The following is a 20,742-nucleotide window of genomic DNA, read 5'->3' on the forward strand; positions in this document are numbered from 1 at the left end:
TTCTATTATCTCAAAGATAGCATCACCAGGAATGAGCGTCGAGTCTCGAGACCGCTCCCGTGTGCGACAATAGCGAGTTCGCAGCACCGACGCCGCCAAAAATGGAGGGGCCCAAACCATGGGCCCCTTCCCGATCAATCCGGCCCTTGATTACTTGGTTGGGGCGGAATTGCACCAGTCGTGGATGCTGAGCGCCATGACCTTGATGGCCGTCAGATAATCATCGATCGACACATACTCGTCGTTCGCATGCATGACCGCCGTCGAGCCGGGTCCGAAGATCACGGTTGGCGTATTCGCGTACTTGTTCAAGAACCGTGTATCCGCGGCACCCTGGCGCCCCGAGATCGTCGGCTTCTTGCCGGTCACTTCCGTATAGACGTCGCAGACGGTCTGCACGATTGGATGCTGGACCGGAATCTCCGAAGCCTCGGCGTCGTAGCCGACGAACTTCACCACGGGAGGATGGTCCTTCATCCAGGGATCCTGAGCCGCAACTTCGGCGATCTTCTTGACGAGGCTCTGCTTGACGCCCTCATGGTCCTCCCTCGGCACCGTACCGATCGATCCCTTCAGAACGGCGCTCGCCGGGAAGGCGCTCGGATAGTTGCCGGCCTGGAAGCTGCCGATGATGCAGGGCAAGGAGTCGATGGCGCTCGGGTAGAGCGCGTGCTTGACGTTCGCAACGCGCTCGTCTTCCAGCTCCTGCACGGCCTTCACGATCTTGTTGCCGAGCTCAATGGCGCTGATGCCAAGGTAGCGCTGCTGGATACCGGCGGGCTTGCCTTCGATGTCGATCTGGAACCAGATACGCCCGATGCAAGCCGGCTGCACGAACAGGTCGCTGGTCTCGCCGGAAATACCGGCGTCCGCCTTGTATCCGCGGATGACGGTGTCGAGCGTGCCGTGTCCGCTGACTTCCTCGTCGATGACGATGTTGATCATGACATCGCCCTTCGGAGTGAGCCCAAGCTCTTTCAAGTACTGGACCGCGAGCACGTGGCTGGCAACGCCGCTCTTCATGTCGCACGAACCGCGGCCATAGATGCGCCCGTTCTTGATCGAAGCGGACCACGGATTGTCGCTCCATCCCTCGCCGTTGCCGACGGGGATCACGTCGGTGTGACCATTGAGAAGCAGCGAGCGGCCGCCGCCGGTGCCCTTCAGGGTCGCAACGATGTTGGGGCGATTCTCATAACCGCGGTCGACCGGGCGATAGCCGGGATGCTTCTTCAGCTCGTCCCAATTTGTCTCCCACATGTCGACCTCAAGACCGACCTCGGTCAGGTAGCCGTGCATGTGCTTCTGGATCGCGGCTTCATCGCCGGTCACGCTCGGGATCGCGACCATATCCTGGAGGAACTTGATCGCGTGATCCTTCGAAGCGTCGACCTTGTCGAGGATCTTCTTGCGTACGGGGTCAGTCATCTGCTTGTCGCCTGTGTTGAGCGTTTTCCGGGTTCGTTACTTGGCGCGCAGGCGCGGGATGATCTCACGCGCGATGGTCTCGACCTGGTCCGCCTGATACTTGTACGGGACGAAGATGATCTTCTGGACGCCGAGCGCGATATGCTCGCGCAGCTGGGCGACGCACTCATCAACCGAGCCCATGATGGCGCTCTCGCGGCTGCAATCGCTGTGAGCCGGGAAATCCCACTCCTTGTTGAGCCAGTCCATCATGTCGGCTTCGACCGCCTGCCGCGATTTGCCGATCATGATCGGCAATTGCGAGGCGTTCTTCAAAGTCGACGGATCCTTGCCGCCTTCCTTGGCGAAGTTGATGATCTTGTCCCAGGACTTCTTGAAGTCGGCGGGACGATAGAAGTAGGTGAGCCAGCCATCCCCGTTCAGAGCGGCGCGCTTCAGCACGGGATCGGCGTATCCGCCGATCAGCAGCGGAATTTGCGGCTGCGCCGGCTTCGGATACATCACCGCCTTCGAAATGTTGTGGCGCATGTATTCGCCGGTAACCGACTCTTCGGTCCACAGCCGGCGCATGATCTCGAGATTTTCATCCATGATCTTGCCGCGCTTCTCGAAGGGAATGCCGAGCGCGTCGAACTCGCGCTTGTACCATCCGGACGCCATGCCCATGATCAGGCGGCCTTCCGACAGCTGATCCATGCTTGAGAGCTGCTTGGCGAGAGCCACCGCGTTGCGGAGCGGCAGAACCAGGATGCCGGTGCCCATCTTGATCCGCTTCGTGCGCGCGGCGATGCCCGTCAGCGTCGTCAACGAATCGATGATTGGGAAGTTCGGATCGACGCCGAGAAGCATGTGATCCCAGACCCAGACCGAGTCGTAGCCGAGCTCCTCGACCCGAACGCCGTACTCGACGAGCGCCCGGGCGTTGGGCATTTCGGGATAAGCGGTGAAATTGCGCGCGGCAATACCAAACGTGTTGGCGAGCGTGGTCATCAATAGATCTCCGGACTTGGTGTAGCTTTAAGCGGTGAAGAGACGGTTGGGATCGAGCATCCGCAGCGTCTCGAGTTCGTGATCGGTCGGCGGCGACGTGACGTGGAGGTTCTCGTCGAAGTCGAGCCTGAAGCCGGTATTGTCCTGCACTTCCTCGCGGCTGACGCCGGGATTGAGCGCCAGCACCTTGATGCGCCGGGTCCTGTCATCGAAGCCGAACACCGCGAGCTCGGTAATCACGCGCCACATGCCGCCGCTCGGCAGGCCGGAGTCGCGCCGGCTGGTGCCGCCGCGGATGAACCCGGGGCTGGTGATGAAGTCGACCTTTTCGACGAAGCGCCGCTTCTCGTGCTTCATCGCGACGATCATGTTGGTCAGGCTGGAGATGTCATTGCCGCCGCCGGTACCCGGCAAGCGCGTCTTCGGCTTCGCCGGGTCGCCGATGAACGACGAGTTCAGATTGCCGAACTGATCAATCTGGGCGCCGCCCATGAAGCCGACATCGACGTAACCGCGCTGGAGCAGCAGCAAGACATCGGCGCTGCCGAGGACCATGTTGGCGCGCTTGGTGCAGCGCTGGTCGTTGGTCGACGGCGGCAGTTTGCCCGGCTCGACGAAGGCGCCGACAACGCCGCCTTCGAACAGAATGGTCAGGGCCGGACAGCGGGTGCGCTGGGCCAGGGTTGCGGCGAGCAGCGGCACGCCGATGCCGGCGAAGACCACCTGCCCGTCCTGCAGCTGACGCGCGCTCAAGATCGCGAGAATTTCGCTTGCGGTGTAGCGCTGCGCCTCAGTCATTATAGATGCTCCTGCCCTTCTGCGTCGCCTCCAACACCTCATCCATGCCGATCAGCGAGAGATATTCGTTCCAGGACTTCGGGCTGTAAAAATAGCGGTCGAGATATTCCTGCATGCCCTTCACGGGATCCGCGTTGACCTGCGCGACATAGGCTTCCATGTGCCGCATCATCGGCTCATAGAGGCCGTAGCACTCGTGCGGCGCCGATCCGTAGGGAACCTCGACCACGGCATCAACGCAGAAGAACGGGATCTTGGTCTGGTCCGGCGCGCGCCGGATCTGGTCGTTCGAGACAATCCGCTCGGTCGTGAGGATCACGCTGTTGGCGGCAAGCGCGAGATCGATGTCCATGAATTGCAAGCCGTCGATCTGGGCGTTGCCGTAGGGGTCGCAGCGCTGGACGTGGATCAGCGCGACGTCAGGATTGAGCGCGGGGACCAGCAGCAGCTTCTCGCCGGTGAACGGACAATCGATCTGCTTGGCTTCGGGACGCTGACCAACGATATCCGACCCCAGCATGGCGCGGGTCGGCAGGAACGGAACGCCCATGCCGCCGGCGCGAAAGCGCATGCCGACAGCCATGTGGCTCCATTCCTCATAGCGCTTGCCGCCATTTTCCACGTGATGCCGCATCACCTTGGACAAACCCCAGAGAATCCCCTGGGCGAACCAGCTGGTGACGACGTGGTTCGCGATGCCGGATCCGAACACGAGGTCACCGTCCGTCGAGACGATGCAGCGCGAAATCGAAAGGTCCTTGCGATGCTGGCGGATCAGCTCCCAGAGCATCGCCATCGGCGTGCGGGACATGGTCGACCCGCCAACACCCACTTTCATGCCATCTTGGACGAAGCCTGCCGCTTCCTCGAGCGACACCACCTTCTCGCGCAGGCTGCGGTCGCGCTGCGCCATCTTCTCTCTGAGCCGCGTGTACGGCTCCACCAGGGTATCCGGCAAAACATCCTCCTTGTCGGCAACCGGCAGCGGCTGAGGAGCGAACCGCAGGCCCTCCTGCCAATTGGACCTATCGTACTAATGTTAGTCCCATGCGTCTAGCAGAATCTTCGCGACGGCCAATCGTGACGGATTCGGCAGCCGCGACATGCCATGGCGAAGTAAGTGGCCATCGAAGGACCGCAGCAGTCCTTGCTGCGAGAGATGAGCTATTGCGTCAGGCGACAATTGCTCGGCGCGTCATCGCGCCCTTCGGCCGGATGGTTGAGAACATCCGAATCACCAGGCAGCTCGGCAAGGCTGACCATTCCTTGACGCGAAACAGGGCGAAGCACTTGAACAAGCGCTACGGCATCATTGTGCCGCTTGGCGATCGCAAATCATGAGTCGAACGCGCGAGCTCGCTCATGTCTCAGATGATCCGCGACGGAAGACCACAGGTCGGCTGCACGTGAGACGAGCAGCGCGCACTATTCCAACTTGACGGTCCATCTATCACGGTTCCGGCCATCCGCTGCGTGAGCGGACGGAACTGCCGCATGGTTGACCTGACCAGCTCAAAATGTCGGCTCGAAGCGGCGAGTATTAGGACCATAAGGCGATAGATAGGATGTCCTATCCAGCATCACGGGTCTTGGCACAGATCGTGCTTATGAGCCAACGTCACTTTCGAAAGCATCGCCATGCAGCGCCCTGCTTCCATCACCCCGTTGAAGTGGCCGCCTGGTGCCGCAGCGGGCGCGGAGGCGCCAACAAGAACCAATGAGAAAGGATGGACCGTGGAGCATTATCTTACCTCGACACCAGATCATCTTCATTGGGGACTGTGGGATGGTCGGCTCAGTCCCGTCATCAGAATTGCGTCTGGTGATCGGGTGACGATCGAGACGCTATCGGCCGAGCCGGATGAAGCATTCGATCTCGCGAACGACTCGGTCGAGTCGGCTGCTCGCAGCGACATCCTCGCGTCCCACGGAGCCGCACCGCGGCTATTGACCGGACCGATCCACATCGAGGGCGCCGAACCGGGTGACGTGCTCGAGGTTCGTGTCCTCGATGTCCGCCTGCGATCGGACTGGGGTTGGAACATGAGGGCCCCGACGAGCGCTGCGCGGGAAACCTCATTGGACTTTTGCTGCCGGCATGTCCCGCTCGATCGCGCGCGCAATATCGCGCGCCTGCCTTGGGGACGGGAGCTGAGATTGTCGCCGTGCTTTGGCAACTTTGGTGTCGCGCCGCCGGCGAACTGGGACCCCCGCAAGCCGAAAGAAGCGGATGGTTTCAGCGGGCGCATCGACGACAGGGACCTCGGCGTCGGATGCATCGCCTATTTTCCAATTTTCGTCGCGGGCGCACTGTTCTCGGCGGGTCATGGCCATGCGTTGCTCGACGATGGAGCTGCACACCTCTCCGCCATCGAAACGGCGCTCGCCGGTACGTTCGAATTTCACATTCGCCGCAATCTGCATCTTGCGACCCCTCGGCTCGAGACCACATCCGCGTCGGCTAGCTCATCAATCGTCAATGCGCATGCACCGCAAGGCCGCGGCCAACGCACGAACTAGTGCTGCACGCCGCGCACAGCGCCTTGGCTCGGCGCGATGACACGACCGTCTATTGCTGCTGCAACGCCTGCTCGACGATAGCCACGGCTTCCGAAGGAGCCTTGGCCTTCCACATTGCGATTGGTGCCGACGCACCTTGCTTGAGCGCGGCGAGAACGGGAGCCGGCGCCGGCTCTGCGATCTCAACCCCGTTGGCGCGCATGCGCGCATAATTCTCGGCTGTGCGATTGGCCAGAAGCTGGAACTGGCTTTGTTCCGTCTCGGCAGCTACCTGCATCACCTGGCGTTGAACCGATTCCGGGAGCGCTTCAAAAGCATCGGTCCTTACAAAGGCAAGCGAGATCGGAATCGCGTAGTTGATCGCCGTGAAATGGGGCAGGTCCTGCCAGAGCTTTCGGCCGGCCCCGCCGTCGCCCGACGTCAGGATGGCATTCAGCTCATGGCTTCTTACCTTGGCGATTGCCTCGTTGAACGGAAGGTACTCGGCCGTTGCACCGACCGCGCGCATCACCTCAGCCGAATTGTAGTCATACGTCCGTGCGGCAATGGATCGCAGGTCCGCCGGCGTCGAGATTGGCTGGACACTCCAGAGGCCGGTGGACGGCCAAATGGTGATGTACAGGAGCTTGAGGCCCTGCGCGGCTAACGCCTTCTCATAGAGTGGCCGCGCTTGTGCGTTGATGGTCCGCGCCGCCTCGATGGACTGGACGACAAACGGCAGCGACGGCAGACCAAATACCGGATCGGACGCTTCGAGCGGTCCCGCAAATGCGTCACCACCGGCAATCCGTCCCTCTTGGGCCGCGCGCAGCATTTCGCCGGAGCTGATCTTCAACTCGTTGTCGAACGCATTGCGGACCGTAACGTATCCGCTCGTCTGCGCGGACACGAGCTCCGCGAATTTTGCCAAGCCAACTCCCGAGATATTGCTTCGAGGATATTCCGTCGCCATCGGCCACGCTACTTGAGCGGACGCAGGTAGGCTGAAGATGACCGTCGACGCGATGAGAAGCGCCGCCATGGCAGAGCGCAGACCTGCCCAACGGGTCGGCGAAGGCAAATCAGAATCCGAATTGAGCACCGGAAATGTCCCGCAAGCACAGTTTGACTGCGATCAGTCTTGCCTATGCTGACTGGGCCGTCAAATGACCCAGCTGTCTGCAACTTGTCTTGCGCTGGCTCCGTTCAATCAGCCAGGCTTCTCGCCTCCCTGCACATGCCGTCCTAGACCGGCGAGTGCCCGTCATCGCTTGCTGCTACGCCGTTTCTCGGCGCGGCGCGGTGCCGCCTTTGCCGTCGCACGGGCCTTGTTCGGCTTTGGCGCCTGCAACCCGTAGGTGGAGAACCCCTTCGCGGTGTCGGCGATCTCCTCGTCGCTCAGGATGATCCGCGAGTCGAGCGCAAGCGAGAGGTAGTATTGCCGCGCGAGGGTCTCGAGCTCGACCGCGAGCCACATCGCCTTGTCGAGATTGGCGCCGAGCGCGATCATGCCGTGATTGGCGAGCAGGCAACCATTGCGGCCTTCGAGCGCGGCAATCGCATGATCGGAAAGTTCCTTGGTGCCGTAGCGCGCGTAGCCGGCGCAGCGGACGTCGGTGCCGCCGAATGCCGCTATCATGTAGTGGCAGGCCGGGATCGGCTTGCGCGCGATCGCAAGCACGGTTGCATAGGTCGAGTGGGTGTGAACGATGGCGCCGACATCGGGCCGGGCGCGCGTGATGTCGAGATGGAAGCGCCATTCGGTGGAGGGCTGCAGCGGCCCCTCCCACGTCCCATCGTCGCCCTCGAGCGGCATCGAAGCGATCATCTCCGGCTTCATCGAATCATACGGGGTCGCCGAGGGCGTGATCAGCATCCTGTCCTTGTAGCGGGCGGAGATGTTGCCTGATGTCCCCTGATTGAGACCCGACGCGTTCATCCATCGGCACTTGGCAATGATCGCCTCGCGCAATTGTCGTTCCTCACGGGTCATACGGACTGCCTTTCTCTTCAGCACGAATTGCCTCTTCAGCACGGATTGCGTGACGGCTCGCCGATGTCTTGCACCGCCAACCGTTCTCTTTACTCTGGACCAGCGTAGGACCTCGTCGCTTCATCCCTTCTCGGCGGAGAGGAACAGCCGATAGGCGGGATTCTCGCTCTCGTTCCAGTAGGGGTAGCCGAGCGCGTCGAGCGCCTGAACGAACCGGGCGCGCTCGGAAGGCTTGACCTCGATGCCTGCAAGGATGCGTCCGTAGTCGGCGCCGTGATTTCGGTAATGGAACAGCGAAATGTTCCAGTCGGGCGCCAGGCTCTCGAGGAATTTCAGCAATGCGCCGGGACGCTCCGGAAACTCGAAGCGGTAGATCACCTCGTCCTTGAGAAGCGGCGCGCGACCACCCACCATGTAGCGCACATGGTCCTTGGCCATCTCGTTCTCGCTCAGATCCAGGATCGGATAACCCTCGCGCCGGAGCAGCTCCATGACTTCCCGCTTCTCGGCCTCGCCACGGCTCAGCGCGATACCGACGAAGAGCTGCGCCGGCGCCGTCGTCTCGGCAAAGCGGTAGTTGAATTCCGTGATGGCCCGCGAACCGAGGATACGGATGAAGTGCCGATAGCTGCCCGGCTTCTCCGGCACGGTTACCGCAAGCAGCGCCTCCCGATGTTCGCCGACCTCGGCGCGATCGGCGATGGTGCGCAGCCGGTCGAAATTCAGATTGGCGCCGCTGTTGACGGCAATCAGGCTTCCGTCGCTGAGCGCGCCGCGCTCGGCGTAGGCCTTGAGGCCGGCGAGCGCCAATGCGCCGGAGGGCTCGGCCACGGATCGGACGTCATCGAAGATATCCTTGATAGCCGCGCACATGGCGTCGGTATCGACGGTGACGACCTCGTCAAGCAGGTCGCGGCAGAGCCGGAACGTCTCGGCACCGACCTTGCGGACCGCAACACCGTCGGCGAACAGTCCGACCTGATCCAGCGCGACAACGTTGCCCTTGGCGAGCGCGGCCGCCATCGACGCAGCGTCTGCCGGCTCCACGCCGACGACCTTGATCGACGGATTCAGGAATTTCACGAAGGCGGCGACGCCGGCCGCCAGCCCACCCCCGCCGATCGGCACGAAGATCGCCTCGATCGGATCGGGATGCTGGCGCAGGATTTCCATCCCGACGGTCCCCTGGCCGGCAATCACATCAGGATCGTCGAACGGATGCACGAAGGTCAGGCCGCGCGCGACCTCGATCTCCCTGGCCTTGGTTTGCGCATCGTCGAACGTGTCGCCGTGCAGCACAACGTCGCCGCCCAAACGCCGGACGGCTTCGACCTTGATGGCGGGCGTCGTCCTCGGCATCACGATCGTCGCGGGAATGCCGAGCTTGCGCGCCGCCAGCGCCACCCCCTGCGCATGGTTGCCGGCCGACGCGCAGATGACGCCCTGCCTTCGCTGCGCGTCCGGCAGTCTGACGATCTTGTTATAGGCGCCGCGAAGCTTGAAGGAGAAGATCGGCTGGAAGTCCTCCCGCTTCAGCAGGACGGCGCGCGACAAGCGCTCCGAGAGCCGCGGCATCGGATCGAGCGGCGTCTCGATCGCCACGTCGTAGACACGGGCGGTCAGGATGCGTTGGGCGTAGTCACGGAGAGCGTTGGCGGCAGTGGTCATCAGGTCGCTTCTGTCGATGGGGAGGCAATCCATATCGGTTGCACCTGCCCATCGTCGGCGCCGACCTGGCGAGCAGACGGCCAGAGCCGGCCGCTGCATCCAACTCGAAGCATCGCATGACCGGAGGCTCGAGTGAAGCAAAGACCGCCGGATCAATCGCCTGGCCGAGCGCACATGAAGTCATCTGGGCCGTCGCAGGCAGGCGCCGCCAAAATATCGAAAACAACCCCATGCAAAGTAGCCGGCAGCGTCGCCGGCCTTGACCGGGCAACTTGACACGTCGGGCAACTCAGGGATACATTTCTATTGTTCCGAAATTTGCCGGCGAGCGCCTCCAGCACCGCGGCGGAATCGGTGCCCAGCCAAAAATGCAGTCCTGGCGTTGACCGCCTCACGCCATGAGACGCGACGAATTCCATTCCCTGCCGTGGTCGCCGGGCGCTTCCCAGCCCACCTCGGAGACGAGCAGCGTGTCCTCGAGCTTGATGTAGCCGCGCGCCGGATGCAGCAGCGCGGTTTCGATCGAGATCACCATCCCGCATTCGAGCGGCCGGCCGGCGTCATACGGCGCGTAAGGCACCGGACCGGTCGCGGCGAGGCGCGGCGCTTCGTGACTGACAAGCCCAATACCGTGTGCGGTGAAGTCGAGTACGGCGCGATGCGGAGAGGTTTTGACGGCCGCCTCGCCTGCTGCAATGATATCGCCACCCATGGCGCCCGGCCGGATCGCGCGGCGGGCCACCTGCTGGATGTCCTCGACCTGTTGCAGCAACTCACGCAGCTCACTATCGGGCTCGCCCAGAATGCCCATGCGGCTGAGGTCGCCGATATAACCCCGGTAGTTTCCGCCGGAATCGATCGAGATCACGTCTCCCTCCGCAAGACGCTGGTTCGACGGCGCGCGGTTATGGCTCTTGCCCGCGGCAATCAGGCAATATTCGAAGACGAGATCACGTTGCTGCTCCTCACGGCGCAGACGGGCGACGACGTCGTTCTTGGTCATGCCCGGCGCGCAGCCTTTGAACGTGGCCAGCATCGCATCGACGACCCGTTCGGAAGCCTCCCTGATGAGATCCAGTTCGGCACGAGATTTTACGGCACGAAGCCGTTCCAGCGTGAAATGGGCCTCGCGGACCTCGACGTGGCCAAGACCGGCAAGCAGGTGATCCCTGGCGTCGGCCGGCAGGAAGGCCGCCTCGATGCCGACGCGCTTGGCGGCGCCCCCGAGCTTTCTCACATGATCAATGGCGAGGCCGATCGCATCGATCGTTCCCCATGCGCTCGCCTTGACAATCGGCGCCGATATCCGTCCGAGTTCATGCTCGAACTTCTCCATGCAGTTGCCGATGTAGACGGAATTTTCAGGGTGCCCTTTCTGGTAGACGAAGACAGGCAGATAGCGGCTGGTGCCGATCGCCTCCATGACGTCGAAGAAGAAGAAGCGATATCCGCCGAGCAGGTACTGCACATTATGCCGCGAGGTGACGATCAGGATGTCGAGCCCCGCCTCATCCATCAGCCGATCGAGTCTTGCGGTATCGAACGGCGCCGCCGCCGCGACCATGTCGAGCGCATTGTCCATGATATGACCTTCCGTCTGCTCAAGTTGCCGTTTTTGCCGCCAGCGACTTCGGTGCGGCGCTCGCGCCCCCGTGTTCACCAAACAGAGCCACCGGGTGTCCGTGCGGCTCGACGCCGAGGAACGTAAAGGCGAGTCCAATCAAGAGACCCGCGCCGGCAAGAAAGAGAAACGCCGGCATCACCGCCGACGCGGTCGCACTGGGATGCACAACATTGTCCGCGCCGGCGATCAATGCGAGACACAGGGGACCTACGATCTTACCGACCCCGTTCGAGAGCTGGGCAAGGCCGACCGCGCGTCCCGAAAGCTGCACCGGAAAGATCTCCGCGGGATAGGGCCCGATGTTGGAGAATCCACCGTCGAAGAACACGGCGCCGATGATCAGGAAGACCAGAAACAACGGGACCGAGCCGGCAAAGTCGGCGTGAAAATAGGCGGCCAGCGCCAGCGAGACCGCGGTGCCATAGCCCATCAACTGACCGCACGGCTTGCGGCCGATCCGATGGGCGAGAAAGGCAAAGCCGGTCCGGCCGACAACGCCGGCGAGGCTGACATAGATGAACATCTTCGCCGCATCCTGGGGCGCGACGCCAAGCAGCAGCGCCACGATCGTCGGTCCCCACAGGAAGACGCCGTAATTCGCTGTGCTGGCGCCGAACCAGACCAGGACTGTCAACCAGAAGCGCCGCTGCTCGGCAAACAGATCGGCAAATGTCGCCGGGTTCGCCGGCGGCAGCGTGGGCAGGACAAATGACTCGCCGCCAACGTGATAGAGCTTTCGGATATTCGACTGCGCCTCGCGCACACGGCCTTTGCTGATCAGCCAGCGCGGCGATTCCGGCATGATGATCATGGTCAGAATTCCGAGGATGATCGGCAGGAAGCCGACCGCCGCCAGGCCGCGCCAGCCGACCAGCGGCAACAGGAAGCTCGCTGTCACCGATGCCGACAGCACGCCAAAGGCGACTGGAACGACCACGAGGCTCGTGACCAGCGTGCGATGACGGGTCGGTGCGAATTCGACGATGGCAGGAACTGCCGCCGCCGCGCCCGCGGCAAGACCGAAGCCGACGAAAAAGCGCAGGATCGCAAACGCAATCCAGCCGTCTTCCGGAATGAACGCGATTGCGCCCGAGGTCAGGCCACAAAGCAGAACGCCGGCAACCGCCAACGGCTTGCGCCCGAAACGATCCGCGAGGATCCCCGCGGCGAACGCGCCCAGCATTGCTCCAATGCCGGCGCTCATCAGCATGATCGAGGTTTGCCCAAACGTCAGGTGCCATTTCGGCGCCAGCACCGAGACCAGAAACCCGACCACAAAGAAATCGAAGAAATCCACCACGCCCGAGATGGCGAAGATGATGATCGATAGCCAATAGCGCGTCGTCACCGGCGCTTCGTCGAACGGCACAGCGCTCGCTTGCTCAGCCATGGTCTCTCCCTGTTGTTGTCAAGCCGCCTTCTTTTTGAATTCAGAAATGTCGCCACCGCTTCCGCGACCCGCCCGGGGGCCTGGATCGACGCGACATGGCCGACGTCCGCGATGGTCTTGGTCTCGACGCTCATAAGATCGTGGGCGAGTCCGAATGTCTCCGCGTTCGGGATCAGCCGGTCGTCAGCACCCGCCAGCAGCAACGTCGGGCGATCAAAGCCCGTCAGATCGGCGGCGACTGGCTGCGCGAGCAAGGCGCCGCGTCGTGCCTTCTGGCCGTCGTCGCGGTTCGAGCCACGGAAGATATCGATCAGTTCGGGCCGCGCGCGCAGGTAAGCCGGCGGAAAGAAGAACTCCGCAATCTTCGGCGCGTTGCCTGCAGTGTCCGCGCGGAATGAAGCGAGTGTGCGGAAGACCTCCGCATTGACGTCGAGCGGGCTTCTGTTGACCTTCCAGGTGCTGCTCAGGATCAGGCGGTCGATGCGGCCGGGATGGCGGGCCGCCAGCACTTGCGCGATCAGACCGCCCAGCGAGGTTCCGAAGACATGGGCACGATCGTAGCCGAGCCCTCCGATCAAGGCCGCGGCATCATCAGCCAGGTCGGCCAGCGAATAGGACGACGGAGGATTCCTGGTGGTACCGGAATCGCGCTGGTCATAAGCGATCACGGTGAAATGCGCCGCCAATGCAGGCGCGAGGCTGTCGAACATCGAATGATCGGCTTCGCCGCCATGCAGCAGCACGATCGGCTCGCCGCGTCCGGTCTTCTCAAACGCCGTGACGACGCCATTGGATTCGAACGATTGCATGGGAGGCCCCGCTAATGCAGCAGCGTTGAAAGCGCGCCGGCCAACTCCTTCGCCGGATCCGACGGCACCCACGGCATCCGCCACGCCACGTGTCCGTCAGGGCGCACCAGCACGGCGCCGCGCATGCCCAACTGGAATCCGTCCGCCGGGTCGGCTGACGGCAGTTGCTTGAGCGAGAGCGGCAGGCCGGTCTTCTCCGACACCTGCTTCCCTGCCTCCAGCCACTCGCTGCCGAGCGGACCCGTGACGACGGTGAATTCCTTGTCGAACCAGTCGAGCGTCGATTTCTTGCGCGATGGCTCGAGCCACATATGCGGAAAGCGCGCGCCGGGACGGTCCGTCGGCGTGTAGTAGCGGGAGTTCAGTGCCTTCGCGACGGTGCCATCGGGGATCACCGCGCCCTCCTCGTAATTGTGCCCGAGGTTCTGCCCGATGCTGTGCAAATGATTGTCCATATCGTTGATCCAGAACTTGATCCGGTCCGGATTGCGCGATCGCACGGCGTCGTCGGTCAGCCCAAATCGCAACCTGTTGCCATAACTGAAATTGGCATTGGATTGCGCGATCGGGCGGCGCTCGCTGGAATAACTGTCGAGCAGCCTTTCGTCGGCGCGGCCCTTCAACACGAAGGCCAGCTTCCAGGCGAGATTGTGCGCGTCCTGAACGCCGGAGTTCAGGCCGAAGCCGCCGGTCGGCGGAAAGCGGTGGGCGCAGTCGCCGACCAGAAACACCCGTCCCTTTCGAAAGGTCTCGGCCACCTGCATGCTGACGCGCCAGATCGAGCGATTCAGAAGCGTGACATCGAGGTCCGGAATGCCGACATGGCCGCGCGCGATCTCGATGAACTCCTGGTCGGTCCACGGCCGCTCGCGATCGTCCTTGGTCAGGCCGATTTGCGTCACCGTGAGCCAGCGATCCCGGCCATTGGTGTTCAAGATGCCGGCGCGCGGCAGATCGGGTCTGTCCGGAACGATGATGAAGCCGGCGGCCTCGCGTGCGATCGGCAATCGCGACAGATCGGCACGCCAATACTCGTTCGACATCACCGCCAGCGTGGAGGGGCCGACCATGTCGATCCCGGCGCTGCGCCGCGTCTGGCTGCCCGCGCCATCGGCGGCGATCAGGTAAGTCGCCGTCCACCGCGTCACTTCGCCGGTCTTTTCGCAACGCGTCGTGACGCTGACGCCGCGATTGGTCTCCACGAACGATTCACAGGCCGTGTTGAACAGGACCGTGGCGTGTTTTGACTTCTCGACCACCCGCAGAATTTCCTCCTCGACAGCGTCCTGGGCGACCAGGCTCTTCCAGGCGGGCGTGTGACCGACATTCGGTTCGGGACGGGTGCGGCCGAACTCGTGACCCGCGATGCTGTCGAGGAACACGAACATGTCGGAGTTGTCCTGCAGGCCGCGGTCGCGGATCGCCTGCTCGATGCCCCACTGCCGGAAGATCTCCATGGTGCGGACCCAGCAGCCGCGCGACTTCGGATGATCTGTCGTCGTCGGGCTCTTCTCGACCACGACGCAGTCGATGCCGAAGCGATCGAGCAGCAGCGACATCGCAAGGCCGACCGGCCCGCCGCCGGCGATGAATACGGACGTCTGGCGTGCCTCATCGGTGGCGATGCCCATCCTCGTCTCTCCTCCGTTTGATCCTTGGGAAGGAGACTGCTCCTTTCTTGGTATCTCACAAGAATATGTTTGATATGGTATCCATCTCGAATTGAGATGGAGCGCCCATGGACCTGCGGCAGATCCGTTATTTCGTCGCCGTCGCCGAGCGTGGCGGCTTTGCCGCCGCCGCGAGCACGCTGAACGTCGCCCAGTCGGCGCTCAGCCGTCACGTCAAGGAACTCGAAGACGAATTGGGCGGCGCCTTGCTCGAACGTGGCGCGCGCGGCGTCTCGGTCACGGAATCCGGCAAGGTGCTGCTCGCGCGCGGACGCTGGCTGCTTGGAACGATCGACGACATCAAGGCCGAGGTGCGCACGGAAAATCGGGAGCCCAGCGGTACGGTCCGGATGGGCGCGCCGCCAAGCCTCGGCGATATCCTCTACCCGCCGCTTGCCCAGACATTCGTGAAGCAATTTCCACGCGTGCGGCTCGAGCTCAGCGAAGTCTTGACGGAAAACGCATCCGAACGCCTGCTGCGCGGTGAGCTCGATCTGGCGATCGTGACGACGCCGCCCCCCAACGATCACCTCGACTATGAACTGCTCATCGTCGAGCAGGTGTTCCTGATCGGGCCGCCGCGCGATCCGCTGCTGAAGCGCGGCAGACTGACCCGCAAGGAGTTCGACGCGCTGCCATCCGCCGTGGGCCCGCTCAGCCGCAACCCGTTCCCATCGACAATGCCCTGCGCGGTACGGGTCGACAACAGCACGCCGATGAAGCGCATGGTGGCATCGGGCCTCGGCTATGCCCTGCTGCCCTTCTCCGGCATTCACCAGGAAGTGGCTGCCGGCGCGCTATCGGCAGCGCTGTTGCCGTGGATGCGCGCCGACCGCGTCCTGGCATTGCCGCGTGGACGGCCGGTCAGCCGGGCAACGCGTGAAGCGATTGCAACCTTGAAGAAAATCTGCCGCGCCCTGATCGATGAGGGAATCATCCTGACTGCGCCGGTGCGCAAGACCTGAACACGCAACTCCACCCCAAACGATCTGCTCGTTCCGCGCTGGTGCCCTACGCGCGGCTCCCATGCGCTGCATCCCACCGCCCGTTCCAGACGGCCGGGGGCCCCACCGCGTCTCACTCCGGCTGTCCGGTCAACCAATCGTCTTGACCATAGTTGTCATGACAACTATAGAGTTATTCCAAGATTGGCGATCAAGCCGGCTGTTCCCGCCGCGGACGGACGAGAGCCGTGAAACGGCCATGGCTCTGCAGGCGACCTTGTGGGTCGCCTTGCACAGCCGGCGGTAAGCCGAAGGGAGGACGTGATGAACGCTGCTTCGCAGAACCACGCGGCACGGCTGCGGGAGATCTCCCGGCTGATTGACGACCGCCCCAGCGAACGCATCTTCGAAGTCGATCGCCGGATCTTCACCGATCCTGACGTGTTCGACGCCGAGCTCCGATATATTTTCGAGGCCACATGGAATTTCATCGGCCTGGAATCCCAGATCGCCCGGCCCAACGACTTCGTCACCACCCATATCGGCCGGCATCCGATTCTCGTGATGCGGAGCGCCGAAGGCAAAGTCGGCGCATTCCTCAACACCTGCCGACATCGCGGAACGATCGTCTGCCCCTTCAAGCAGGGCCGGCAGAAATTCCATGTCTGCCGCTATCATGGCTGGGCCTACGACTCGAGCGGCCGCAACATCTCGGTGACGGAGGAAGCGAGCGGGCAGTATCCGCCGTCGTTCTCGAACCGGAATCACGACCTTCTCCCGGTCGCCCGGCTTGGCTCGTATCGCGGATTCCTGTTCGCAAGCCTCTCGGCCGACGTTCCACAACTGGAAGATTTTCTCGGCGACACCCGCGCCTTTCTCGACCTCATCATCGATCAGAGCGACAGCGGTGAGGTCGAGTTCGTGCCGGGTGCCAGCACCTACACATTCGATGCAAACTGGAAGCTGCAGTTCGAAAACGGCCTCGACTACTACCATTTCGCGACCACCCATAGCTCCTACGTCGACATCCTGAAGAAGCGCAACGCCACAGCCGGACCGGACGCCGGTTTCACGGTTGAGCCGGAAGGCGAACAGGAAGGGCAAGGCAGCTTCAGCTTCGATTATGGCCATGCCGTCAACTGGTCGATCAAACGGACGCAGCTCTATGGTCGTCCGCTGGGCATGGACCCCGCGCGTCTCGATGCCGTGCGGCAGCGCGTCGGTAGCACCCGCGCCAAGTGGATGCTTCGGCAACGCAATCTCACGATTTTCCCAAACCTCCAGGTCATCGACATCCTGTCGGCGCAGGTGCGGACCTGGCGGCCGCTGGCGCCGGACAAGACCGAGATGGTGTCGCATTGTCTCGCGCCGGTCGGCGAAAGTGCCGCCGCGCGCACGCTTCGGATTCGCAACTACGAAGACTTCTTCAACGCCTCCGGACTCGCGAGCTCGGACGATAACGTCATGTATGAATTCTGCCAGACCGGCTACGACGCGACATCAGCCGCGCCCACGCAAGGCTATCTGCGCGGCGTTGCGGAGGTCGGCCACGGCGAGAGCGCGCATACCCGCGAGCTCGGCATCACGGCGTCCGAATGGTCGTTCGGCCCCCACCAGCTTCGGCGGCGAGACGAATTTCCACCCGGGCTATCGTGAGTGGCGCAGGCTGTTGCAGCACGCCGCCGGGGAGACGGTGTGATGGCTGAAAGCGCAATCAAACATACGGATGTGCATGCGGTCGCCGCCGCTGTCATCTTCCGCGAAGCCCGCCTGCTCGACACCGGCGAATGGACCGATTGGGTCGCAATGTACAGCGAGGATGCCGTCTATTGGGTGCCGGGATGGCTCGACGAATACACCACCACCGATGATCCCGATACGCAGGTCTCGCTGCTCTACCACGATGCGCGGCGCGGGCTGGAAGAGCGGATCGCACGCATCGAGTCGCGCAAATCGATCACGGCGCTGCCGCTGCCGCGCACGGTGCACCAGATCTCGAACCTGGAAGCGTCCGAGAGCGGACCTGACGAGATCACCTGCCAGTCGGTGTTCTCGGTGCACGTCTACGACCCGCGCGTCGCCAAGGAGCATCTGCGCCACGGGCGCTATCAGCACACGCTGCGGCGTGAAGGCGACACCTGGAAGATTGCGCGCAAGGTCATCACGCTGGTCAATGACCGGGTCCCGACCGTGCTCGATTTCTACAGCATTTGAGAAGGCAAATGACGGATCAGGGAACCTGGCACGAAGCTGTCGCACTCGGCGCGCTGAACGAAGGCGAGCCCCACGGCATCGAGATCGCCGGCCACCACATCGCGCTCTATCGCGTCGGCAATGAGTACTACGCCACCAGCAATATCTGCACCCATGCGGAGGCGCTATTGTCCGACGGCATGCTGGACGGTTGCGAGATCGAATGCCCGCTGCATATGGGCCGCTTCGACATAAGGACCGGCGAAGCGCTGACCAGTCCGGTCGAGATCGACATCCGGACCTATCCCGTCCGCGTGGTTGGCGACAGGCTGGAAGTCTGCCTCTCCGCATAAGGCGACCATCAAAAATCAAGAATCGGGGGAACTGGGATGACCGAAATCGTGTTGGACAAGGCGGCGAGTGCGACCGCCGACCCGGAGATCGAACGCATCACCATCCGCAAGGTCGCGCTGCGCCTGATGTGGTTCGTGATGGCGATGTACTTCCTCGCCATTCTCGATCGCGGAAACATCTCCTTTGCCGCACTGCAGATGAACAAGGAGCTCGGCCTCAACGCCGAGATGTTCGGCATCGCGGTCGGCATCATGTATTTCACCTATTCCATCTTCGAGATCCCGAGCAATCTCATCCTCAGCAAATACGGCGCGCGCGTCACGCTGACGCGGATCGCGATCCTGTGGGGCATTGCCACCGTGCTGATGGCCTTCACCCAGGGTCCGCTGAGCCTCTATGCTTTCCGCGGCTTCCTGGGCTTTGCCGAGTCCGGCCTGTTTCCCGGCGTTATGCTGCTGCTGAGTCTCTGGTTTCCGTTCAGCTACCGCGCCCGCTACAACGCGATGTTCAATTATGCCGTGCCGATCTCCTACATCTTCGCCTCGCTGATCTCCGGCGCCATCCTCGAGCTGAACGGAACGTTCGGCATTTCGGGCTGGAAGTGGCTGTTCATCCTCGAAGGCGTGCCGCCCATCATTCTGGGGATCGTCGGCATCTTCTATCTGACCGACCGCCCGCAGCAGGCGAGCTGGCTGTCGACCGCGCAGCGCAACTGGCTGACCGGCGCGGTGGAGCGCGACGCCAAGGCAACCGGGGTGGTGCATGCCGAGGGCGTGCTCAGGACCATCACCAAGCCGATGGTGCTGCTGTTCGGCCTGTGCAATTTCGGCCTGTTCTGCGGGCTGGCTTCGCTGTTCCCCTGGCTGCCGCAAATCATCAAGTCGTTCGGCCTGCCGAATTCGCAGGTCGGCTTCGTGACCGCGATCCCGCCGATCGCCGGCCTGATCGGCATGATTGCACTGTCGCGGCATTCGGACCACGTCGGCGAACGCTTCTACTATGCCGCGACGACCTTCGTGATCGCGGCAGCGGGCTTCGCGATCGCGGCCTTTTCCACCTTGCCGGTCTGGATCATCGTCGGATTCATGGTTGCCAATGTCGGCGTCTATGGTACGCAGGCCGTGTTCTGGACTATTCCGCAGTCCTACATGTCGCGGCAGAGCGCGCCGGGAGCGATCGGCCTGGTCGGCATGATCGGCAGCATCGGAGGCGCGACGATCCCGATCGTGATCGGACGCGCCAAGGACGCTTCGGGCAGCTTCACCACCGGATTCCTCGTGGTCACAGGCGTTCTCCTCGTCGCGGCGGTCCTGGTCTTGATCGCGCGCACACAACTCGTGAAAGAATGAAAAATCGGACAGCCACAAGTCGGACCAAAGTCGCTGACGCGCGCCACGCCCCGCAGGAGGACGCGCGCTCGGAGCTGGTGATTGATTTCGAACGCTATGTGCCGACGGTGCTGTCGAGCCTGGTCGCGAAGTTGCGCGCGAACGCCAACGCGTTCTTCCCGCAGGCCTACGGCGTCTCGCTCGCGGAATGGCGGGTGCTGTCCTTTCTCAGGGAGCATGAGCCCGCCAGCGCCTACGACATCTGGACCAACGCGCAGCTAGACAAGGCCGTCGTCAGCCGCGAGACGACATCGCTGAAGAAAAAGGGGCTGATCGCCTTGACGCCGGTCAGGGGCAGTGCCCGGAACCGGAGCGAGATCCGCCTCACTTCCCAGGGTGTGGCGCTGCTTGACCGCAGCCTCGACGAAATCCTGCGCCGGCACAGCAACCTCACGGCCGGCCTCGATGCCAGGACGCTGGACACCTTCTTCCGCGTCGTTGATCACATCGAGCACCGCATTCCTCACATGGCCGATCCGTCCGGACATGCCGCGCCGGCGCATGCGCCGGTCAAGCGCATTGCGAAGCGGAGATCGCCGAGCGGCACCTGACAGCGGCAGGCCGGGAAGACGGCGATCGCGCAGGTCGAAATACGAGTCACGGTGCGGTGAGTGCACGAAGGAACCGGGCGTAATTTAGGTTTCAGTAAGCAAGTTGTAGCTAGGATCGATCAGTGAGTTGCGTATAGGAGACTTCCAGTGATCGACTTTGACGAACTTCGTAGTATCGCCGCGGATGTTCGTATCTTTATCGATGCTTCGGAAGACAAGGGTGGCGCGTTGAAGGCCATCGTCGACGCCTACGATGTCGTCCTCGGCATCTTCCCCGCCGGCCCCGGAATGGACCTTCACGTGGTCAAGGGCACCGAGGTCCTCAATCACATCGCGCAGACCCAGGCCTCGTCGGGCTTCACCCATACCGCGATCGCTTTCCAGACCCGCGAGCAGGCTGTTGCACTTGAGCACCTGATGGCGGCCTAGCCACCGGCGCAGAG

At 62.8% G+C, this 20,742-nt stretch carries 19 protein-coding genes; 8 read left to right on the forward strand and 11 right to left on the reverse strand.

What is annotated here, in order from left to right; translation table 11 throughout:
* Nucleotides 1–150: 150 nt before the first annotated feature.
* From ACVWW1_RS18705 to ACVWW1_RS18720, 4 genes are read right to left on the reverse strand one after another with little or no spacing between them, the layout of a single operon-like run.
* Nucleotides 151–1,428: an ArgE/DapE family deacylase gene (locus ACVWW1_RS18705; RefSeq protein WP_456656980.1), complete on the reverse strand. Its 1,278-nt coding sequence runs from the start codon at nucleotides 1,426–1,428 to the stop codon at nucleotides 151–153.
* 36 nt (nucleotides 1,429–1,464) lie between these two features.
* On the reverse strand, nucleotides 1,465–2,418 hold the full coding sequence (locus tag ACVWW1_RS18710; RefSeq protein ID WP_207832125.1) for an LLM class flavin-dependent oxidoreductase: 954 nt from the start codon (nucleotides 2,416–2,418) through the stop codon (nucleotides 1,465–1,467).
* A gap of 27 nt (nucleotides 2,419–2,445) precedes the next feature.
* Nucleotides 2,446–3,216, reverse strand: coding sequence for a CoA-transferase subunit beta (locus ACVWW1_RS18715; RefSeq protein ID WP_456656981.1), 771 nt, complete (start codon nucleotides 3,214–3,216; stop codon nucleotides 2,446–2,448).
* Nucleotides 3,209–4,129, reverse strand: a complete 921-nt coding sequence (locus ACVWW1_RS18720; RefSeq protein ID WP_456660609.1) for a CoA transferase subunit A — start codon at nucleotides 4,127–4,129, stop codon at nucleotides 3,209–3,211. The genes ACVWW1_RS18715 and ACVWW1_RS18720 overlap by 8 nt, the downstream gene beginning before the upstream one ends.
* Nucleotides 4,130–4,854: 725 nt before the next feature.
* On the opposite strand from ACVWW1_RS18720, the gene ACVWW1_RS18725 reads away from it, so the two are divergent.
* A complete protein-coding gene (locus ACVWW1_RS18725) occupies nucleotides 4,855–5,736 on the forward strand; it encodes an acetamidase/formamidase family protein (RefSeq protein WP_456656982.1) in 882 nt (293 codons plus the stop codon).
* A gap of 49 nt (nucleotides 5,737–5,785) precedes the next feature.
* On the opposite strand, the gene ACVWW1_RS18730 is transcribed toward ACVWW1_RS18725, so the two are convergent.
* The 7 genes from ACVWW1_RS18730 to ACVWW1_RS18760 all read right to left on the reverse strand — a co-directional run bounded on the left by ACVWW1_RS18730 (nucleotide 5,786) and on the right by ACVWW1_RS18760 (nucleotide 14,830).
* The gene (locus tag ACVWW1_RS18730; protein ID WP_456656983.1) at nucleotides 5,786–6,757 is read right to left on the reverse strand and encodes a TRAP transporter substrate-binding protein; all 972 of its coding nucleotides are present in this window, start codon (nucleotides 6,755–6,757) and stop codon (nucleotides 5,786–5,788) included.
* Nucleotides 6,758–6,979: 222 nt separating this feature from the next.
* Nucleotides 6,980–7,708 carry a class II aldolase/adducin family protein gene (locus tag ACVWW1_RS18735; RefSeq protein ID WP_456656984.1) on the reverse strand — a complete coding sequence of 243 codons (729 nt, stop codon included), beginning with the start codon at nucleotides 7,706–7,708 and terminating at the stop codon, nucleotides 6,980–6,982.
* A gap of 120 nt (nucleotides 7,709–7,828) precedes the next feature.
* A complete protein-coding gene (ilvA, locus tag ACVWW1_RS18740) occupies nucleotides 7,829–9,376 on the reverse strand; it encodes a threonine ammonia-lyase, biosynthetic (protein WP_456656985.1) in 1,548 nt (515 codons plus the stop codon).
* Between the two features lie 391 nt (nucleotides 9,377–9,767).
* Nucleotides 9,768–10,958, reverse strand: a complete 1,191-nt coding sequence (locus ACVWW1_RS18745; RefSeq protein ID WP_456656986.1) for a M24 family metallopeptidase — start codon at nucleotides 10,956–10,958, stop codon at nucleotides 9,768–9,770.
* 19 nt (nucleotides 10,959–10,977) lie between these two features.
* Complete coding sequence (locus tag ACVWW1_RS18750; RefSeq protein ID WP_456656987.1) at nucleotides 10,978–12,390, reverse strand: MFS transporter; 1,413 nt, start codon at nucleotides 12,388–12,390, stop codon at nucleotides 10,978–10,980.
* Nucleotides 12,345–13,199, reverse strand: a complete 855-nt coding sequence (locus tag ACVWW1_RS18755; protein ID WP_456656988.1) for an alpha/beta fold hydrolase — start codon at nucleotides 13,197–13,199, stop codon at nucleotides 12,345–12,347. The genes ACVWW1_RS18750 and ACVWW1_RS18755 overlap by 46 nt, the downstream gene beginning before the upstream one ends.
* Before the next feature lie 11 nt (nucleotides 13,200–13,210).
* Complete coding sequence (locus ACVWW1_RS18760; RefSeq protein ID WP_456656989.1) at nucleotides 13,211–14,830, reverse strand: FAD-dependent monooxygenase; 1,620 nt, start codon at nucleotides 14,828–14,830, stop codon at nucleotides 13,211–13,213.
* A gap of 107 nt (nucleotides 14,831–14,937) precedes the next feature.
* Here ACVWW1_RS18760 and ACVWW1_RS18765 point away from each other — a divergent pair, with 107 nt between their 5' ends.
* From ACVWW1_RS18765 to ACVWW1_RS18795, 7 genes are all read left to right on the forward strand, one after another.
* Complete coding sequence (locus tag ACVWW1_RS18765; protein ID WP_456656990.1) at nucleotides 14,938–15,834, forward strand: LysR family transcriptional regulator; 897 nt, start codon at nucleotides 14,938–14,940, stop codon at nucleotides 15,832–15,834.
* Between the two features lie 303 nt (nucleotides 15,835–16,137).
* Entirely contained in the window at nucleotides 16,138–17,469 is a 1,332-nt protein-coding gene (locus tag ACVWW1_RS18770) for an aromatic ring-hydroxylating oxygenase subunit alpha (RefSeq protein ID WP_456656991.1), read from the forward strand.
* A 42-nt stretch (nucleotides 17,470–17,511) separates the two neighbouring features.
* Nucleotides 17,512–18,027 carry an aromatic-ring-hydroxylating dioxygenase subunit beta gene (locus ACVWW1_RS18775; protein WP_456656992.1) on the forward strand — a complete coding sequence of 172 codons (516 nt, stop codon included), beginning with the start codon at nucleotides 17,512–17,514 and terminating at the stop codon, nucleotides 18,025–18,027.
* Between the two features lie 8 nt (nucleotides 18,028–18,035).
* Complete coding sequence (locus ACVWW1_RS18780; RefSeq protein ID WP_456656993.1) at nucleotides 18,036–18,359, forward strand: non-heme iron oxygenase ferredoxin subunit; 324 nt, start codon at nucleotides 18,036–18,038, stop codon at nucleotides 18,357–18,359.
* A 36-nt stretch (nucleotides 18,360–18,395) separates the two neighbouring features.
* On the forward strand, nucleotides 18,396–19,709 hold the full coding sequence (locus ACVWW1_RS18785; RefSeq protein ID WP_456656994.1) for an MFS transporter: 1,314 nt from the start codon (nucleotides 18,396–18,398) through the stop codon (nucleotides 19,707–19,709).
* 77 nt (nucleotides 19,710–19,786) lie between these two features.
* Nucleotides 19,787–20,299, forward strand: coding sequence for a MarR family winged helix-turn-helix transcriptional regulator (locus ACVWW1_RS18790; protein WP_456656995.1), 513 nt, complete (start codon nucleotides 19,787–19,789; stop codon nucleotides 20,297–20,299).
* Between the two features lie 147 nt (nucleotides 20,300–20,446).
* Nucleotides 20,447–20,728 carry a hypothetical protein gene (locus ACVWW1_RS18795; protein ID WP_050401090.1) on the forward strand — a complete coding sequence of 94 codons (282 nt, stop codon included), beginning with the start codon at nucleotides 20,447–20,449 and terminating at the stop codon, nucleotides 20,726–20,728.
* Nucleotides 20,729–20,742 lie beyond the last annotated feature (14 nt).

It is taken from the genome of Bradyrhizobium sp. JR3.5 (genome assembly GCF_054057015.1).

Coding starts and splice junctions, on each gene's coding strand:
- ACVWW1_RS18705 (WP_456656980.1), bottom strand. CDS start 1,428: ATGACTGACCCCGTACGCAAGAAGATCCTCGACAAGGTCGACGCTTCG.
- ACVWW1_RS18710 (WP_207832125.1), bottom strand. CDS start 2,418: ATGACCACGCTCGCCAACACGTTTGGTATTGCCGCGCGCAATTTCACC.
- ACVWW1_RS18715 (WP_456656981.1), bottom strand. CDS start 3,216: ATGACTGAGGCGCAGCGCTACACCGCAAGCGAAATTCTCGCGATCTTG.
- ACVWW1_RS18720 (WP_456660609.1), bottom strand. CDS start 4,129: ATGGCGCAGCGCGACCGCAGCCTGCGCGAGAAGGTGGTGTCGCTCGAG.
- ACVWW1_RS18725 (WP_456656982.1), top strand. CDS start 4,855: ATGCAGCGCCCTGCTTCCATCACCCCGTTGAAGTGGCCGCCTGGTGCC.
- ACVWW1_RS18730 (WP_456656983.1), bottom strand. CDS start 6,757: ATGGCGGCGCTTCTCATCGCGTCGACGGTCATCTTCAGCCTACCTGCG.
- ACVWW1_RS18735 (WP_456656984.1), bottom strand. CDS start 7,708: ATGACCCGTGAGGAACGACAATTGCGCGAGGCGATCATTGCCAAGTGC.
- ilvA (WP_456656985.1), bottom strand. CDS start 9,376: ATGACCACTGCCGCCAACGCTCTCCGTGACTACGCCCAACGCATCCTG.
- ACVWW1_RS18745 (WP_456656986.1), bottom strand. CDS start 10,958: ATGGACAATGCGCTCGACATGGTCGCGGCGGCGGCGCCGTTCGATACC.
- ACVWW1_RS18750 (WP_456656987.1), bottom strand. CDS start 12,390: ATGGCTGAGCAAGCGAGCGCTGTGCCGTTCGACGAAGCGCCGGTGACG.
- ACVWW1_RS18755 (WP_456656988.1), bottom strand. CDS start 13,199: ATGCAATCGTTCGAATCCAATGGCGTCGTCACGGCGTTTGAGAAGACC.
- ACVWW1_RS18760 (WP_456656989.1), bottom strand. CDS start 14,830: ATGGGCATCGCCACCGATGAGGCACGCCAGACGTCCGTATTCATCGCC.
- ACVWW1_RS18765 (WP_456656990.1), top strand. CDS start 14,938: ATGGACCTGCGGCAGATCCGTTATTTCGTCGCCGTCGCCGAGCGTGGC.
- ACVWW1_RS18770 (WP_456656991.1), top strand. CDS start 16,138: ATGAACGCTGCTTCGCAGAACCACGCGGCACGGCTGCGGGAGATCTCC.
- ACVWW1_RS18775 (WP_456656992.1), top strand. CDS start 17,512: ATGGCTGAAAGCGCAATCAAACATACGGATGTGCATGCGGTCGCCGCC.
- ACVWW1_RS18780 (WP_456656993.1), top strand. CDS start 18,036: ATGACGGATCAGGGAACCTGGCACGAAGCTGTCGCACTCGGCGCGCTG.
- ACVWW1_RS18785 (WP_456656994.1), top strand. CDS start 18,396: ATGACCGAAATCGTGTTGGACAAGGCGGCGAGTGCGACCGCCGACCCG.